Raw genomic sequence first — 16,158 nt, forward strand, 5'->3', positions numbered from 1 at the left:
ATTAATTAATTATAGTTTGTAATACAATATAAAAATAAAATATAAGGGGGATTATTATGAAGTACAAGTTTGGAACAGCAATAATTTTGACGACAAGTGTATTATTTGCTCAATCTGTTGGATATATCAATGCAGAAGAACATCAAAGTGAACAAACAGCGAACACAAGCAAATCGATTAGTTTTGAACAAGCACAAAAGATGAACCCGAAAGAATTAACAGGCTTGTTAACGGATGAAGATCTCAAATTACATAATAAAGATGCAGAAGAAAATTCTACAGAAATAGAATCCAATCAACATACAAATGAAGCTTATCAAGATGTTAATAATTATATTGCTAAAAATAATATTAAGCCGTCCACAATTACACAAGATTCTAGAATGGATAGTTTGCCGAAATATGACTATAAATCAGATAAGTTTATCGGTGTGATTATTCATGAAACAGCTAATCCTGATAGCACAATAGATGAAGAAATCAATTACATGTATAACAATTATGAAAGTGCGTTTGTTCATGCTTATGCAAGTAGTAGTAAAATTGTTCAAACAGCATCTAGTGATTATTTAGCTTGGGGTACAGGCGCAAAAGCTAATCCATATTTCTATCAAATAGAATTGGCTCAATCTAGTACATTTGACCAGTTTGCGAAATCGGTCAATAATCAAGCATATTTAACTGCGAAAATGTTACACAAAAATGGACTGAAACCATCATTAGCCGATAATAATGAAGGAACAGGTACAGTTATCAGCCACAATGCCATTAGTCAGTATTATGGTGGAACAGACCATACAGATCCAATCAATTACTTTAGTCAGTGGGGCTATGATATGGATCAATTTTATAGTCTCGTTCAAAAGCATTATAATGATTTAAATGAAACAAGTGACACTATTACAGGCGATACACATACTGTTGTTTCTGGAGATACGTTGTATAATATCTCTCAAAGAAGCGGCGTAAGTGTAGCTAAACTTAAATCATTAAATAATTTAAGTTCAAATGATATAAGCATAGGACAAGTATTGAAACTGAAATAATTAAAAACACCTCTAAAGTGCAAGCGTTACTGTAACTTTAGAGGTGTTTCTTTATTTAAATTTAGGTATCAATTTAATATAGAATAGTTCACCAATAAGCTCGACAAGTGTTTGTGTGACGACAACAGTTGTCACAATTGTTGACCATTTGTCTGGTAGAGATAAAGCTAATGGCAAGACAACTAACGCATTTCTTGTGCTAGAACTAAAAGCAATCGTGCGTTTTAAATCTGAAGGTAAAGCAAAGATTTTACCAGAAAGATAACCAATAAAAGGCGCAATGATCATAAAACAAATGTAAACAGGAACAACTATCCATACGACGTGTAAATCATTAAATATTTTTGAAATTTGAGAGCCTATAACCGTCATTAATACGAGTCCCATAAAAGGAACAGGCAACCATTCTGATAAAGATAAAATGTTCGACATAGCATCGGACTTTTTACTTAAAATCTGCATGAAAATTGCTATGAATAAAGGTACTAGAATAAGGTATACAAAAGTCTTTAGAAAAGGTATAAAATCTATGTAATCCGAGAAATCTTGGTTTAAAAATATAAGAAAATATATCGGTAATAAGATGATTTGTAGAATAAATAAAATAGGTGTAGCAATCAACATAAAGCTTTCATTTCCATGACCTAACTTCGTAAAAACAATCACATAATCAATACAAGGTGTCAGTAAAACTAAGTAAATGCCGATTAGAAGCGGTGTAGAAGTAATATGAAATGCTGTGACAATTAGAAAAACAAGAATAGGAATAAAGATAAAATTAGAAATAATAAGTGCTACAAGAAATTTAAAATTTGATACCTTTTGACGTAAAGATAAAAAAGGAATTTGCGCAAACATACTAAACAATAGAATCGCAATTAAAATAGAAATAAAAGGTTCAAAAATAAGACTAGCATGGTCAAACAATAAACCGAAACCTACGCCCATCATAATAAATAAAAGATATATATAAATTTGTTTATCCTCTAAAAAAGATTTCAAGTACGACATCATAACCTCCTGTAAATCGCTTAATATAAATCATAGTATGAAGTAGAAATTAATTCAATTGAATAAAAAGATAATGAATATTGTTATAATATGATTACTAATACTATATTTATTGATATTTGTAAGGGGATAGACACATGAAATCTATTTTTATGATGGATGAACTAAATGATATGGAAGAAACTCGAAAAACAGCAAAATATTTTATAGATAAAATTGAAAATTATATTGATATTCTGAAAAAAGATTACGAATTAAATGACATGCCAGAACACGTCATATGGACAAGTGATTATGTAATGACACACGTATTTAAGAAGAAGGTACCAGCGTTTACAAATGAAAAAGGTATATTTATGAATATTGAAAAAGAAAGTTGGATGACCTTTTTAAATGGTCAAATCAAAAGTGACATGTCAGAAACGACTCAAAACATATTTAATAACTATTTAGAAAAAGAAATATTATGCATATTAGGTCATGAAATTACGCACCATTGCGACTTCTTTTTAACAGAATTTGATGATCTTGACTTAACATCAGATGACTTGTGGTTTGAAGAAGGATTGGTTACTTTCTTACCAAGGTATTATTTATATAATGACAAAGAATTTAAAGAAATCGTACAGTATGAAACAGAATTATTTAATTATTACAAATCAAAATATGATGAAAATAATTTAGAATCATTCACATATGAAATTTATAAAAGTAATGATAATGCATATGTCATGTTTCATTACTGGAAAAGCTTTTTAGCAATAGTTGATTTAGTTGAAAACTACTATGAAGGCAACATCCATAAGGTGATCAAAGAATATCAACAATGGAATAAAGAAGGAAAAAAACAAAAATTAAGTGAATACCTATTTAGGAAATAAGGGAGTGAGATAATGGATAGTTTGACAGAGCAACAAAGATTATTATGTGAAGAAGTGTTGTCGAAACCTTTATTTGCCCATTTATCTACTGTAGAAAAATGTGAGCCAAGAGAATCTCCAGTATGGTTCATTTGGGATAATAAATCATTATGGTTTATTGGAAACTATAAGACGGATTCTTTTCCAAAGAGAATAGAAGAAAATGGGAAATGTGCAATAGGCATTGTAGAATATGATGTAACAAAAGGAATTGTTAAGCATATAGGATTTAGAGGTAATGCATACTTAGAAAAGGCAGATAATAAGATTATAAAAAAATTATTCCATAAATATATGGGTGAAGAAAATAACTGGCATCCGAGATTTAAATCAGTACTTGGTAATACTGATTATGTATTGATTAGATTTGAATATCAAACAATAGTAGCAAGAGACCAATCATACTAATAATTACAAGAAGAAGCGGTGGAAAAAGTGTTGGAAGATATTAATTTTAAAGAATAACAAAGACTTTTCAACAAAAAAATTTAAAATTCACCTATCCTTTTTATAGCAACCAGGTTAACGCTTTCATACTTTAGCATAATATTGATTTATTTCGAAAACTGAAACAAAATAGATGAAATATTAGCTGAGATGTTCTATTATGTACAAATATGATAGTGAATAAATCAAGGGAGTAATGAAAATGGAAAGTTTTATATTTAGCGTTATTGGAGTTGTAGTATTAATAGCTTTTATTGTGATGTTAGGCACGACGGTTGTTAAAGCGATTAGAGATACTAGGTTCAGGATTCCGTTGCTAAGTACCATTATATTATTCTTTTTAACTTTAGGTTGTGCTGTTGGAATTGTTTCAACTGAACCTGTCCAAGATAATCATTCAAAAATTAAGTTCGATGATCACGTAGCAGAAGCACAAGCGAATGAATATGTTCAGAAAAAAATGAACCATTCTAAAGAGATTAATTATGACAAGTATAATAATGAAACATATAGCCATAACGAATTGTTAAAAATCACAAATGCTAAGGTTGAGAAAATTAGCCATAGTGAAGCTGGTGATAAAATCGTTGAAGTTACAAAAGGTAGTGGGGACGATAAAGTGTCATATTATATTATAGATTATGATCATAAAAAACTTGAAGAAGGCGAGAGCTATACTTTTTATGGTAAAGAAGATTTGAAATATGATGCAAACAGCCAATTACATGGATTTAATGTATGGAAAGTTGAATAGAGATAAGCAGAGTCTAAGACACATTACGTTGTCTTAGGCTCTATTTTTTCGATTGTCATTATCAATTCTAAATGAAAAATAAAAATTTGCTCTTGCCAAATAAAAATTCATGTATTATAGTTAAAACGTAGTCATTACGATTTACCTCCGGAAATGAGATGGCTACTTTACTTACTTAATATACGATTTCAAAAGAGTGAGACTTCAATTGCCGTCTCACTCTTTATATCTAATGATTTATTTCAAAAATTTTAAATGTAAAAGGAGTATATAAAATGGCGAAGAAGTCAAAAATAGCAAAAGAACAAAAAAGAATTCAAATGGTTGAAAAATACCGTGAAAAACGTGAAGAATTAAAAGCTAATAAAGATTACGAAGGTTTGAAAAAATTACCGAGAGACGCTTCTCCTACACGTATTACGCGTAGATGCCAAGTGACTGGCAGACCTAGAGGTGTATATAGAAAATTCGGTATGTCTAGAATTGCTTTAAGAGAATACGCACATAAAGGTCAAATACCTGGATTGAAAAAATCAAGTTGGTAAGATTTTTTGTTTATATGGGATAAATAGATAGAAGGTAGGGGAAATGTGTTGAATAAAATACCAGTTACAGTGTTGAGTGGTTATTTAGGATCTGGAAAGACAACACTGCTCAATAATATTTTGAAAAATAGAGAAGGATTAAAAATTGCAGTCATTGTAAATGATATGAGTGAAATTAATATAGATAAAGATTTAGTCATACAAGGCGGAGGTATTTCACGAACTGACGAAAAATTAGTAGAATTATCGAATGGCTGTATTTGCTGTACTTTAAGAGAAGACTTATTAATAGAAGTCGAAAAGATAGCTAAACGAGGAGATGTCGATCAAATCGTAATAGAATCAACTGGTATTTCAGAGCCGGTACCTGTTGCCCAAACTTTCTCATATATAGATGATGAATTAGGCATTGATTTAACTAGTATATGTCGTTTAGATACGATGGTTACAGTTGTAGATGCACATAGATTTGTACATGATATGTATTCTGAGGATTTGTTGAAAGATAGAGACCAAGGTGTCAGTGAAGAGGATGAACGTTCTATTTCAGACTTGTTGATTGACCAAATTGAATTTTGTGATGTACTTATATTAAATAAAGCTGATTTAGTAGACGAAAAGGATTTAAAGCAATTGGAAATCGTTTTGAAAAAATTACAGCCTAAAGCGAAATTTATCAAGACGAGTTATGCAGATGTGCCGCTTCAAGAAGTGCTCAATACAGGTTTATTTAATTTTGAAGATGCAAGTCAATCAGCTGGGTGGATTAAAGAACTAACAGAAGGTGGTCATGCGCATCATACGCCAGAAACTGAAGAATATGGTATATCATCATTTGTCTACAAGAGAAGACTGCCATTTCATGCAGAAAGATTTAATCAATGGATGGAAAATATGCCAACGAATATTATAAGAGCTAAAGGTATCGTGTGGTTAGCTCAATATAATCACGTAGCATGTCTATTTTCTCAGGCAGGTTCTTTTGTAAATATTCATCCAATTACATTCTGGGTTGATGCAATGAAAGAAGAAGCGAAACAAGAAATCTTTGCATCTAGACCAGAAATTAAAGCTGATTGGGATCCAGAATATGGCGACAGAGAAACACAATTTGTCATTATCGGTAGTGACTTAAATAAAGAAGAAATTACAAAAGCATTAGATCAATGCTTATTGAATTCAGAAGAAATCGATGCAGATTGGACAAAGTTAAAAGAACCTTACCAATGGCAACTATCAACAGTATAAGTTAAAAGCATGAGCATAAGTAACTGCTCATGCTTTTTTGTATGCATAAAAATATCTACGACCTCCCAATATGAGATGCTTAATGTTATGATATTAAATAACTAAATTGTAACTAAAAAGGAGTCATTACAATGATATTAGAAACGGAAAGAATTAAACTCGTACCCCCAGCATATACATATCTTGAAAAATTATTTGAAGTCCATCATGATCCTGCAAATCAAAAATACAACCCAGCAGGTCCAGCAACAACAATAGAAGCTTTTAGAGAAACATTAGATCAATGGATTAAACATTATGAAGACCATGGATTTGGATATTACGTCTTGATTAAGAAAGATCACTATCTCCCGTTTGGCGTATGTGGGTTGCAGTATAAAGAAATATTAGGACAAACATATTTGAATATTTACTATCGAATTGAAGCTGCAGAAACAAAACAAGGACTCGTATCAGAAGCAAGTAGAAAAATAATCGAGCACGTCAAAGAATTAACAAATAACCAATATAAAATCGTAGCATTAACTAAAAAAGAAAACACACCTTCAATAAAGACAGCAGAAAAATTAGAATTCAAACATAACCCAGAACTAGATAATTACGACGGAGAAGGCAACGTGTATTACTTTAGTGAATAAGGAGTGGTGGGATGGAAGTAAGGTTGAGTGATTTTAATAAAGATTGGAGAAATATGTATTTAGAAGAATGTAGAATAATTAAATCTATATTAGAAGATGAAGTTATTAGGTTTGAACACTTTGGTAGTACATCAATTGAAGGTATGAAAGCAAAACCAGTTATAGATATGATGGTAATTGTAAATAATATAGAAAAAATTGATTTATTTGATGATGAGTTTTTGAGTAGAGGTTACGATTTGGCTGGAGAATGGGGAATAAAAGGAAGAAGACTCATTCGAAAGGGAGGAATTAATCGAACACATCATATACATATTTATGAACAAAGTAACCCTGAAATAGACAGACATTTAATATTACGAGATTATCTAAGAGAAAATAGAGAAATGGCTATAGAATATAGTAACTATAAAGCAAAATTAGCTGAAGAATATAATGAAACAGCTAGTTATAGTAAAGCAAAAAAATCATATGTTAAAAATTTAGAACAACAAGCAATCAGGTGGTATAAAGGAAAATAAAGGAGTGGTGGGATGGAAGTAAGGTTACTAAATAAAAATGATGTAAATGCATTTAGAAGTCTTAGGTTACTAAGTTTGCAGACAGATCCATCTGCATTTGCGTCTTTATATGATATTGAAATAAACTATCCAGTTAATAAATTTGAACAGCGATTAGAATGTAGTGATACAAAATTTACAATAGGTGGTTTTGAAGATGATAACCTAGTTTGTGTAGCTACTTTTTATAGAGAAGCGGTTAAGAAGATGCATCATAAAGGAAATTTAGTGGCGATGTATTGTCATCCTGATTATCGAGGTACAGGTATTGCTGAGAAAGTAGTCAATAAATTGATTATTGAAGCATCCAAGTTAACAGGTTTAAAATATATTGATTTAAGTGTCCTTTCTAATAATCAACGCGCAGTAGAATTTTATAATAAAGTCGGATTTGACAAATATGCTACTGAACCTAATGCAATATTAGATGGAAAAGATTATTATGATGAAGACATGATGAGATATGAAATAGAGTGAAGAGAATGGATCGAGAAATATGGACCGATAAAAAAATTTACCGGTCCAGAAATGAGAAATATAGACGGATAAAATAAATTACCGGTCCAGAAATAAGAAATATGGACCGATACGAAAAATTATCGGTCCAGAAATGAAAAATATGGACCGATAAAAATAATTATCGGTCCAGAAACGAGATTACCAGTCCGATAAAAAAATAGCGACCCGAAAACGGGATTACCAGGTCGATAAAATAATTTATCGGCCCGAAAATTGTAAAAAGCTGAATTGTCCATAAGACGATTCAGCTTTTTTCATTTTCTCCGCTTCTACACACTACGTAACAGTTCGTTATTGTTGCTATATTAAATTAATCGAACATAATCAATTGAATATTCAAAATATTATGATAGAATAAACGCAATTAAACATTATCAAACAAGAAAAGGGGATTGATTTGATGAAAAATATTTATAAAGTGGGGATTTATGTATTAGTGTTAGCGTTATTTTTAGCTGGTTGTAGTAGTGGCGGGGATAGTGATGGTGCGAGTGGTGATTCAAAGGATACGCTACGTTTAATTGCACCGTCTGATTTAACGACATTAGATTCTAGTTTGGCTGTTGAAGCTGGTGCTTTTGAAGTAATGAATGCGACACAAGAGGGGTTATATCGTTTGGACAAAGATGATAAAGCAGAACCAGCAATCGCAACTGGTGATCCTAAAAAATCAAATGATGGGAAGACTTGGACATTTAATTTAAGAAAAGACGCGAAATGGTCTAATGGAGATCCTATTACTGCGCATGATTTCGTTTATTCATGGAGAAGGGTTGTAGATCCAAAGACGGCATCAGAATATGCATACATCATGTATGATATTAAAAATGCTGAAGCGATTAACAAAAGTGAGAAAAAACCTGAAGAATTAGGTGTGAAAGCAATTGATGACCATACTTTACAGTTAACGCTCAATCAAGAGTTACCTTATTATAAAGAGCTATTAACGTTTGGAACATTCATGCCATTGAATGAAAAGTTTGTTAAAAAGCAAGGCAGTAAGTATGGAACGACTGTTGATAAGACGTTATATAGTGGACCGTTTGTAATGAAGAGTTGGAAAGTTGAAGATAATTACTCGCTTAAGAAAAACAAACATTATTGGGATAAAGATCATGTCTCACTTAAAGGCATTAATTATAGAGTCATTAAAGACGAACAAACGGCACTCAATTTATATAATAATGATAAAGTGGATACAACAGAATTAAGTTCTCAAAACGTCGAATCTAACAAAGATAAAGAAGGCTTTGATACGAATTTAGAATCTGCTACTTATTATATTCAAATTAATACGCAAACGAATAAAGACTTACAAAATAAAGATTTACGTGCTGCGCTCGCTCAAGCAATCGATAAAAAATCTTACGTAGAACATAATTTAAATGATGGTTCGAAACCGATAGATACATTTACACCTGAAAAAGTATTTACTAATGAGAAAAAAGAAGATTATAACAAGTTAGTCAATGCACCTTATACGTATGATGTTAAACAAGCACAAGCTTCATTGAAAAAAGCTAAAAAAGCATTAGGTAAAGATAAAATAGATATAGAATTTTTAACATTTGATCAAGATAATGCTAAAAAAGATGCAGAGTATTTTAAAGAACAAGTTGAAAAACATTTACCTGGTGTAACAATGTCGATTAAACAACAACCGAACAAACAGAAAATAGCACTGACTAAAAAAGGTGATTATGATGTAGCAATTACAGGTTGGGGACCAGATTATCCAGATCCAATGACGTTTTTAGATTTATTCCATAGTGAAACAACTAAAGGTGAAACGGGATATAGTAACCCTGAATACGACAAAATTATCAACGAAGGTAAATCTTCATTACTTCAAGATCCAGACAAGAGATGGAAAGAACTCGCTAGAGGAGAAGAAATGTTATTGAATGATGCAATGGTTATCCCGCTTTATCAAAAAGGTAAAGCAAGATTAACAAAAAAAGAAGTTCACGGTCGTATCATTCATTACGTAGGTACGAAAGAGTACAAACATGTAAAATTAGATAGATAATTTATATATTGCTAGGGCATGATTCAATGTCCTAGCACTTTATTTTTTTATAAAGTTGAGTATTCTTATAAGAATAGTTTTGTATAGTTTGAAAATTATGATAAGATATTCCCAATCATTAAATTACATATCATCATTGGAGGATTTTAAATGGATTACTATACTAGGGATTTGAAACGATCAGATATAGAAGATATTCATGCATATAATGCTTTACCTGAAGTGAGTCAATATCAAGCATGGGAGCCGCAAACATATGAAGAAACAGAAGCATTTGTTGAGATGTTATTAAATCGAGATGAGAACTGGATGTACAACGTCATAGTAGATGCAGAACATGATAAAGTCATTGGCGCAGTGCAATTAGTATGTGATACGAAAAATAAAAGTGGAGAACTTGGTTATATCATTCATCCTGATTATTGGGGTAACGGCATCGCAACGGATATTGGTAGAACGATTATTAAATATGGTTTTAAAGTATTGAAACTTAATAGAATTTGGGCATCAACAGATATTCGTAATACAGCATCTGAAATTGTACTACAAAAGCTAGGTATGAAACATGAAGCCATCTTAAGACAAGATATTAAGCTTAAAGATGGCTACAGAGATTCATTGATTTATAGTATTTTAAAAGAAGAATATTAAAATGAAACAACAAAAGGTTCAGTACGATTTAAACAGTACTCGAACCTTTCTTTGAATGTTTGTCGAGTAACCATATTCATAACTTCATCATAAGTAAAAAAGCCTACCTCTAAACTTTCGTCACTTGTTTGAAGTGTGCCACCTGTATAACGCGCTAAAAATAACGTGTTGACGATAGAACTTTTCGTATTTTGGAAAATACCACAAAATCTTATAATTTCGATATCAGCACCAGATTCTTCTTTAACTTCGCGAATTGCCGCATCATATAAAGGTTCGCCCAATTCAACTTGACCTCCAGGCATTTCCCAGCCACGTTTAGGACCTTTTATGAGTAATATTTTATCTTCGTCATTTAAGACAATACAAGCAGCTGAAACAATATGTTTTGGAACCATAAGTAACCTCCTGTGAAAATTAGATTCTATTTAATCAAAAGTCGTACAAATAATATTTTATGATTAAATGACTAAAATGTCATATAATTACCTTAAATGTATATAAATATACGTCATTTTATAAAGGAGAACTTTTATGCCTATTAAAGTAGAACAGTTAAATATAAATTTTGATTATGAAGGAGATAACTACGAAATACATCCTACACTTATCATCCAAGATGAAGAATTGACACTCGTTGATACAGGTTATACAGGTTTCATGGATAAGATTGAACGAGAAATTAAGCGATTAAATTACAATATAGAAAATTTGAAAAATATTATTATTACACATTATGATGATGACCACATCGGTGCGTTAAAAGCTTTTAAAGATAAATATCCTAATACACAAATTATAAGTAGCTTTGTAGAAGCTAAATATATAGGTGGACATGCTAAATCAGAAAGATTGATTCAAGCTGAAGATTTGTTAAATGAAATGTCAGAAGATGAAAAACCATATGGTGAAGAATTTGTTAATATGCTAAAGGAATTAGAGCATGTCGATGTTGATGTAGAAGTTACAAATGGGGCGCTCATATTAAATAATGAAGTGGAAGTTATTGCGACACCAGGACATACGTCAGGGCATATTTCTTTATATATACAATCAGTCAATAGCGTCATTACTGGAGATGCTGCTGTGAAAGAAGGAGAGACTTTAAACGTAGCAAATCCTGAATATAGTATGAATTTAGAAGACGCAGAAAATTCCTTAAAGAAAATTAAAGATTTAAATGCTGAGAAATATTATTGTTTCCACGGCGGATTGTTAGAGAAAGCTTGAAGATTATAAATCTATGATTTACACCTATACAAATGGGTATAATTTAGGACAAGGTTATATTGTGAGGTGAGCGCATGATTAATATTATTCAAGCGATTGGTTCTATAGGGACCTTTATTATGGCGATTCTATATTTTATATCCGTCATGATTCAAATTCGCCAAATTAAAATATCATTTATACCTTATTTATCTTTTGATCAGATTATATTGGAGAAGAAACAAAGTGGTATTAAAGTGATGAATTTAACTTCGTCTGATCATGAATATTTAAATACGGCTTTTAAGCTATTAAATTTAGGCGGCGGTTCTGCTAAAAATATTGAAGTCGTCTTAAAGTTAAATGGCGATGAAGTGATACAACGTAAACATATTAATATTTTACCTAATAATCAATTCTATTTAATTCCTCTTAACCAAAAAGTCTTTAATGAATTTAAGAAGACAATCGACAATCACTATTTTGAAACGAATATGACAATTGAGTTGAAGTATGATGGTCAAGTTTCTAAAAAACGATCTTCCAATGAATATAGAATATCCATCGATGATTTTGTGAATATGGATGATAAAGATTTATATGAAATAACTTTTGAAAAATTAGAAAAATAAAGGTATTACATAAACAGGTTTTGAATTTATTTTTTAACCTGTTTTTTTAAGTGAAGCCATATATAAATAGGTCAATTATAGTTAATAATTATTTGATTTTGTACTATTATTTTGAATAATTCATGCTATGATGAAATTATTAATCATTTGTAGAGGAGAGAAAAAATGAGTAGTCTACTTTTTGCGTTATTATGGGTTGTTATTTCGATTGCCTTTATAACGACTTTGATTATTACAGTCGTTAAATATGCTAAAGAAAAACAGTATAGTAGCTATTTAGTGAGCACAATTTTACTATTTGTAATTGGTGTGATTAGTTTTGTATGTATATTTGTCAGTCTGTCATTCGATAAAGAATATTCATATAAACAATTATTTAAGGAAGATAAGCCTAAAGCTGTTAAACATGTTTCCGACACACCTAAAAAAGAATTAAAAAATATCAAACTAGGTGATAAAATTATTGTTGATGGTCTAGAAGTGACCGTTACGAAAGCAGAAGTTGTTCAACCTGATGACGGTTATTCTTATTCACAAAATGGCAAAATTCTTAAAGTCACTTATAAGTTCAAAAATTTAGAAAAAGATAAAAAATTAATCGATAATTCTAATTTTCAACTAACTATTGGTGGAGCGGTACAACCGCAATTTAATGGTATGAAAGATAATAAAGGTGGATTCCAACATCAACTTGATAAAGATGACAGCAAATCAAGTTATTTATACTATGATGTAGCGGACGCTGATAAATATGATGTTAAAATGAATTATGAAACTTCTAAGAAAACGTATAATGCTAATTGGCGTATAAATGATAAGGATATTAAAGATAATACGCCTAAAGAGAATCCAACTGAAGAAATCAATTCGACTCAAGAAGCGCCAACTTATGAGCAAAGAACGGTTCAACAACCTAACAATAACGCGGATGAAGAGAAGAAAAAAGCTGAAGCTGAGAAAAAACGTAAACAAGAAGAAGCGGATAAAGAGGCTAAAGAAAAAGCAGATAAAGAAGCAGCAGAGAAGAAAGCTGAAGAAGAAAAGGCAGCTAAAGAGGAAGAAGAAAAACGTCAAGAAGAAGCGGATAAAAAAGCTGAAGAAGCTGAACAAAAACAACAAGAAGCTGACGAAAAAGCAGCAGCAGAGCAGAAAAAACGTGATGAACAAGCAGCAGCTGAACGTGAAAAACAACAGCAACAACAAAGAGATCAAGAGGCACAAAGAGAGAAAGATCGTGCAGCTCAAGATGCAGCACAAAAAGCAAAAGAAAGATCAACAGAGCAAAGACAATCTCAAAATAATTCAAATGAACAAAAAGAACGTTAGTTAATCAAATGAACAATTTATGCGTAACATAAGAAAGAGGTAACCAAATGACGACTGTATATTTCAACCATGATGGTGGCGTAGATGATTTAATTTCATTATTTTTATTATTACAAATGGAAGATGTTAATTTGATAGGTGTAAGTGCAATTGGTGCAGATAGCTATGTAGAACCGGCAACAAACGCTTCTTGTAAAATCATTAATCGATTTTCATCACAAAAACTAAATGTCGCAGCTTCGAAAGAAAGAGGGAAAAATCCATTTCCTAAAGATTGGAGAATGCATGCCTTCTTTGTAGATGCGATGCCAATGTTAAATGAAGATGTTGAAGTAAATTCTACAATTTCTGAAAAAGAAGCATATGAAGATATCATTGAAAAGGTAATGAATAGTTCTGAAAAGGTAACAATGCTGTTTACGGGACCGTTAACAGATTTAGCTAAAAGTTTGAAAGTTGAACCAAGAATTGAAAGTCGTATTGAAAGAGTTGTATGGATGGGTGGTACATTGTTGAATAAAGGTAATGTTGAAGAACCTGAACATGATGGTACAGCTGAATGGAATGCTTTTTGGGATCCAGAAGCAGTAAAGACTGTTTTTGATACGCAATTACCGATTGATATTGTAGCATTAGAAAGCACGAATAAAGTACCTTTAACACCAGACGTACGTAAACGATGGGCGAATGAAAGACAATATGAAGGTGTTGATTTCTTAGGTATATGTTATGCGCTTGTGCCTCCATTAACGCATTTTGTAACAAATTCAACTTATTTCTTATGGGATGTATTAACAACAGCTTATGTTGGGAAACCTGAACTCGTTAAGAAAGAATCACATAAAGTATCTGTCATTACAGATGGACCTAGTCAAGGTAGAACATTCAAAAGTGATGAAGGAAGAATGATTAATATCATTAATGATGTTGATAGAGATGGATTCTTTGATTACATGACAGATTTAGCTAAAAAAATATAACAAATAAGCACTTCATTCAGTGTCGTTAGGATAAAATAGCGAGCTGAATGAAGTTTTTTTATGAAAAAATTAAAATTTTAAATTGCATAATGATAGGGCTCAACACTGTTCAACTCATAAAATAGTGAATTTTCTGATTAAAACCATTTTATTAGGTTATATGATTATATAGACAAAATGGGGAGTGTTTATAATTATGAAATTTAAAAGAAAGAACGTTAATGTTGTCGACGCCAGTAAAACGAAAAAAACGGTCGTTGCAACAGGTATTGGTAATGCGATTGAGTGGTTTGACTTCGGTCTATACGCTCAACTAGCCGTCATTATCAGTATGAATTTCTTTGGTAATATGCCAAAAGAAATTCAGCTTGCATCAACATTTGCGGTATTTGCTTTTGCATTTATAGTAAGACCGATTGGTGGTATATTCTTTAGTCATTTAGGAGATAAACATGGTCGTAAAGTTGTCCTTTCAACTACAATTATTATGATGGCTTTATCTACACTTGCTTTAGGACTATTACCGACACAACACCAAATCGGTATTTGGGCACCAATTTTATTATTAATTATTAGAATGATTCAATCATTCTCTACTGGTGGTGAGTATGCCGGTGCAATGACTTATATTGCAGAAATTTCACCAGATAAGACGAGAGGTAGACTTGGTAGCGGACTTGAAATTGGTACTTTATCAGGTAGTATTTTAGCCGCTGCATTAGTAGGTATTATGTATGCTCTATTGAGTGATGATCAAATGGCAGCTTGGGGCTGGAGAATCCCATTCATTATAGCTGCACCACTTGGTATTATAGGTGTCTATTTGAGAAATAATTTGGATGAAAGTCCAGCTTATGAAACAACACTTGAAGAGCAAGAAGAGCTTGAATACTCTTATAAAGATATCTTCAGAAAATATTGGAGAGATATCATTGTTTGTTTCGCAGGTGTAGCTTTCTTAAACGTTGCTAATTACATGGTATTATCATATATGCCGTCATTTTTAAATGGCACTTTAGATTTAGGTGGTACGATGAGTAGTATATTGAGTACGTTAACGATGGCAGCAATGATACCAGCAGTATTCTTCTTTGGTTGGTACAGTGATAAAGTTGGAAATAAAAATACCATTTTATTTGGATTAATAGGATTTAGTTTATTCTCAGTATTAGCCTTCTGGTTAATGAGTATTCCTTCAATACCGATTGTTATTTTAGGACTATTTATCATTGCACTGTTTATGTCTACATTTGAAGGCGTTATGCCATCTGTATTACCAAGTATTTTCTATACAAAAGTGAGATTAAGAACATTATCACTTGTTTACAATATTGGCGCAGCGATATTTGGTGGTTTAACACCATTTATTTTAACAACGTTAGTCGAAACAACTGGTCAAAAAATTGCACCATCTTATTATTTAACATTGATTAATGTCGTTGGACTTGTCATTTTCTTATTTATGTTTAAGACAACGTCTAATAAATCATTAAGAGGATCATATCCTAATGTTGATAATAAAGAAGACTTACAAGAAGTTTATGAAAATCCGAAAGATGCATTATGGTGGAATCACGAAGAACCAAATAAATCATAAAAAAATAAGGACTGAGACAAAATTTGTCTCAGTCCTTATTTATGTG

General features: G+C 31.4%; 18 protein-coding genes. 16 read left to right on the plus strand and 2 right to left on the minus strand.

Annotated features, from left to right (window positions below):
• Nucleotides 1–56: 56 nt before the first annotated feature.
• Entirely contained in the window at nt 57–1,046 is a 990-nt protein-coding gene (locus tag LQ679_RS05270; RefSeq protein ID WP_239762234.1) for a LysM peptidoglycan-binding domain-containing protein, read from the plus strand.
• Nucleotides 1,047–1,097: 51 nt separating this feature from the next.
• Here the strand turns inward: LQ679_RS05270 and LQ679_RS05275 are convergent, their stop codons facing one another.
• Complete coding sequence (locus LQ679_RS05275; protein ID WP_191836552.1) at nt 1,098–2,057, minus strand: arsenic resistance protein; 960 nt, start codon at nt 2,055–2,057, stop codon at nt 1,098–1,100.
• 137 nt (nt 2,058–2,194) lie between these two features.
• Between LQ679_RS05275 and LQ679_RS05280 the strand changes: the two genes are divergently transcribed.
• From LQ679_RS05280 to LQ679_RS05325, 10 genes are all read left to right on the plus strand, one after another.
• On the plus strand, nt 2,195–2,938 hold the full coding sequence (locus LQ679_RS05280) for a hypothetical protein (RefSeq protein ID WP_191836553.1): 744 nt from the start codon (nt 2,195–2,197) through the stop codon (nt 2,936–2,938).
• Between the two features lie 12 nt (nt 2,939–2,950).
• A complete protein-coding gene (locus LQ679_RS05285) occupies nt 2,951–3,385 on the plus strand; it encodes a pyridoxamine 5'-phosphate oxidase family protein (protein WP_159315275.1) in 435 nt (144 codons plus the stop codon).
• Nucleotides 3,386–3,626: 241 nt separating this feature from the next.
• A complete protein-coding gene (locus LQ679_RS05290) occupies nt 3,627–4,178 on the plus strand; it encodes a hypothetical protein (RefSeq protein WP_103361532.1) in 552 nt (183 codons plus the stop codon).
• 275 nt (nt 4,179–4,453) lie between these two features.
• A complete protein-coding gene (gene rpsN, locus LQ679_RS05295) occupies nt 4,454–4,723 on the plus strand; it encodes a 30S ribosomal protein S14 (protein ID WP_025904347.1) in 270 nt (89 codons plus the stop codon).
• 48 nt (nt 4,724–4,771) lie between these two features.
• Nucleotides 4,772–5,971, plus strand: coding sequence for a GTP-binding protein (locus LQ679_RS05300; protein WP_191836554.1), 1,200 nt, complete (start codon nt 4,772–4,774; stop codon nt 5,969–5,971).
• Nucleotides 5,972–6,102: 131 nt separating this feature from the next.
• Nucleotides 6,103–6,609 carry a GNAT family N-acetyltransferase gene (locus LQ679_RS05305; RefSeq protein WP_191836555.1) on the plus strand — a complete coding sequence of 169 codons (507 nt, stop codon included), beginning with the start codon at nt 6,103–6,105 and terminating at the stop codon, nt 6,607–6,609.
• Nucleotides 6,610–6,620: 11 nt separating this feature from the next.
• Nucleotides 6,621–7,130: a GrpB family protein gene (locus tag LQ679_RS05310; protein ID WP_191836556.1), complete on the plus strand. Its 510-nt coding sequence runs from the start codon at nt 6,621–6,623 to the stop codon at nt 7,128–7,130.
• Nucleotides 7,131–7,142: 12 nt separating this feature from the next.
• On the plus strand, nt 7,143–7,646 hold the full coding sequence (locus tag LQ679_RS05315; RefSeq protein WP_191836557.1) for a GNAT family N-acetyltransferase: 504 nt from the start codon (nt 7,143–7,145) through the stop codon (nt 7,644–7,646).
• A 442-nt stretch (nt 7,647–8,088) separates the two neighbouring features.
• A complete protein-coding gene (locus tag LQ679_RS05320; protein WP_191836558.1) occupies nt 8,089–9,717 on the plus strand; it encodes a peptide ABC transporter substrate-binding protein in 1,629 nt (542 codons plus the stop codon).
• A gap of 150 nt (nt 9,718–9,867) precedes the next feature.
• Complete coding sequence (locus LQ679_RS05325; protein WP_103361536.1) at nt 9,868–10,368, plus strand: GNAT family N-acetyltransferase; 501 nt, start codon at nt 9,868–9,870, stop codon at nt 10,366–10,368.
• Here LQ679_RS05325 and LQ679_RS05330 read toward each other — a convergent pair.
• The gene (locus LQ679_RS05330) at nt 10,365–10,766 is read right to left on the minus strand and encodes an NUDIX hydrolase (protein WP_025904352.1); all 402 of its coding nucleotides are present in this window, start codon (nt 10,764–10,766) and stop codon (nt 10,365–10,367) included. The two genes, LQ679_RS05325 and LQ679_RS05330, sit on opposite strands and share 4 nt — an antisense overlap.
• Nucleotides 10,767–10,908: 142 nt before the next feature.
• Here LQ679_RS05330 and LQ679_RS05335 point away from each other — a divergent pair, with 142 nt between their 5' ends.
• The 5 genes from LQ679_RS05335 to LQ679_RS05355 all read left to right on the plus strand — a co-directional run bounded on the left by LQ679_RS05335 (nt 10,909) and on the right by LQ679_RS05355 (nt 16,112).
• Nucleotides 10,909–11,598: an MBL fold metallo-hydrolase gene (locus LQ679_RS05335; protein WP_196308012.1), complete on the plus strand. Its 690-nt coding sequence runs from the start codon at nt 10,909–10,911 to the stop codon at nt 11,596–11,598.
• A gap of 74 nt (nt 11,599–11,672) precedes the next feature.
• Nucleotides 11,673–12,209 (plus strand): hypothetical protein, encoded by a 537-nt coding sequence (locus LQ679_RS05340; RefSeq protein ID WP_191836559.1) that lies wholly within the window; start codon nt 11,673–11,675, stop codon nt 12,207–12,209.
• A 165-nt stretch (nt 12,210–12,374) separates the two neighbouring features.
• Nucleotides 12,375–13,535, plus strand: coding sequence for a DUF4352 domain-containing protein (locus LQ679_RS05345; protein ID WP_191836560.1), 1,161 nt, complete (start codon nt 12,375–12,377; stop codon nt 13,533–13,535).
• Between the two features lie 47 nt (nt 13,536–13,582).
• Nucleotides 13,583–14,515, plus strand: a complete 933-nt coding sequence (locus LQ679_RS05350) for a nucleoside hydrolase (protein ID WP_025904356.1) — start codon at nt 13,583–13,585, stop codon at nt 14,513–14,515.
• A gap of 196 nt (nt 14,516–14,711) precedes the next feature.
• Nucleotides 14,712–16,112 (plus strand): MFS transporter, encoded by a 1,401-nt coding sequence (locus tag LQ679_RS05355; RefSeq protein WP_037588804.1) that lies wholly within the window; start codon nt 14,712–14,714, stop codon nt 16,110–16,112.
• The last annotated feature ends 46 nt before the right edge of the window (nt 16,113–16,158 follow it).

Origin of the sequence: Mammaliicoccus sp. I-M35, assembly GCF_022386455.1 — a bacterium.
Classification (GTDB): Bacteria; Bacillota; Bacilli; order Staphylococcales; family Staphylococcaceae; genus Mammaliicoccus; species Mammaliicoccus sciuri_A.

What these genes read in the sequence shown, in the direction of transcription:
- LQ679_RS05330 (WP_025904352.1), bottom strand. Translation starts at nt 10,766, where the DNA reads ATGGTTCCAAAACATATTGTTTCAGCTGCTTGTATTGTCTTAAATGAC.
- rpsN (WP_025904347.1), top strand. Translation starts at nt 4,454, where the DNA reads ATGGCGAAGAAGTCAAAAATAGCAAAAGAACAAAAAAGAATTCAAATG.
- LQ679_RS05270 (WP_239762234.1), top strand. Translation starts at nt 57, where the DNA reads ATGAAGTACAAGTTTGGAACAGCAATAATTTTGACGACAAGTGTATTA.
- LQ679_RS05325 (WP_103361536.1), top strand. Translation starts at nt 9,868, where the DNA reads ATGGATTACTATACTAGGGATTTGAAACGATCAGATATAGAAGATATT.
- LQ679_RS05280 (WP_191836553.1), top strand. Translation starts at nt 2,195, where the DNA reads ATGAAATCTATTTTTATGATGGATGAACTAAATGATATGGAAGAAACT.
- LQ679_RS05290 (WP_103361532.1), top strand. Translation starts at nt 3,627, where the DNA reads ATGGAAAGTTTTATATTTAGCGTTATTGGAGTTGTAGTATTAATAGCT.
- LQ679_RS05355 (WP_037588804.1), top strand. Translation starts at nt 14,712, where the DNA reads ATGAAATTTAAAAGAAAGAACGTTAATGTTGTCGACGCCAGTAAAACG.
- LQ679_RS05345 (WP_191836560.1), top strand. Translation starts at nt 12,375, where the DNA reads ATGAGTAGTCTACTTTTTGCGTTATTATGGGTTGTTATTTCGATTGCC.
- LQ679_RS05320 (WP_191836558.1), top strand. Translation starts at nt 8,089, where the DNA reads ATGAAAAATATTTATAAAGTGGGGATTTATGTATTAGTGTTAGCGTTA.
- LQ679_RS05310 (WP_191836556.1), top strand. Translation starts at nt 6,621, where the DNA reads ATGGAAGTAAGGTTGAGTGATTTTAATAAAGATTGGAGAAATATGTAT.
- LQ679_RS05285 (WP_159315275.1), top strand. Translation starts at nt 2,951, where the DNA reads ATGGATAGTTTGACAGAGCAACAAAGATTATTATGTGAAGAAGTGTTG.
- LQ679_RS05315 (WP_191836557.1), top strand. Translation starts at nt 7,143, where the DNA reads ATGGAAGTAAGGTTACTAAATAAAAATGATGTAAATGCATTTAGAAGT.
- LQ679_RS05305 (WP_191836555.1), top strand. Translation starts at nt 6,103, where the DNA reads ATGATATTAGAAACGGAAAGAATTAAACTCGTACCCCCAGCATATACA.
- LQ679_RS05340 (WP_191836559.1), top strand. Translation starts at nt 11,673, where the DNA reads ATGATTAATATTATTCAAGCGATTGGTTCTATAGGGACCTTTATTATG.
- LQ679_RS05350 (WP_025904356.1), top strand. Translation starts at nt 13,583, where the DNA reads ATGACGACTGTATATTTCAACCATGATGGTGGCGTAGATGATTTAATT.
- LQ679_RS05275 (WP_191836552.1), bottom strand. Translation starts at nt 2,057, where the DNA reads ATGTCGTACTTGAAATCTTTTTTAGAGGATAAACAAATTTATATATAT.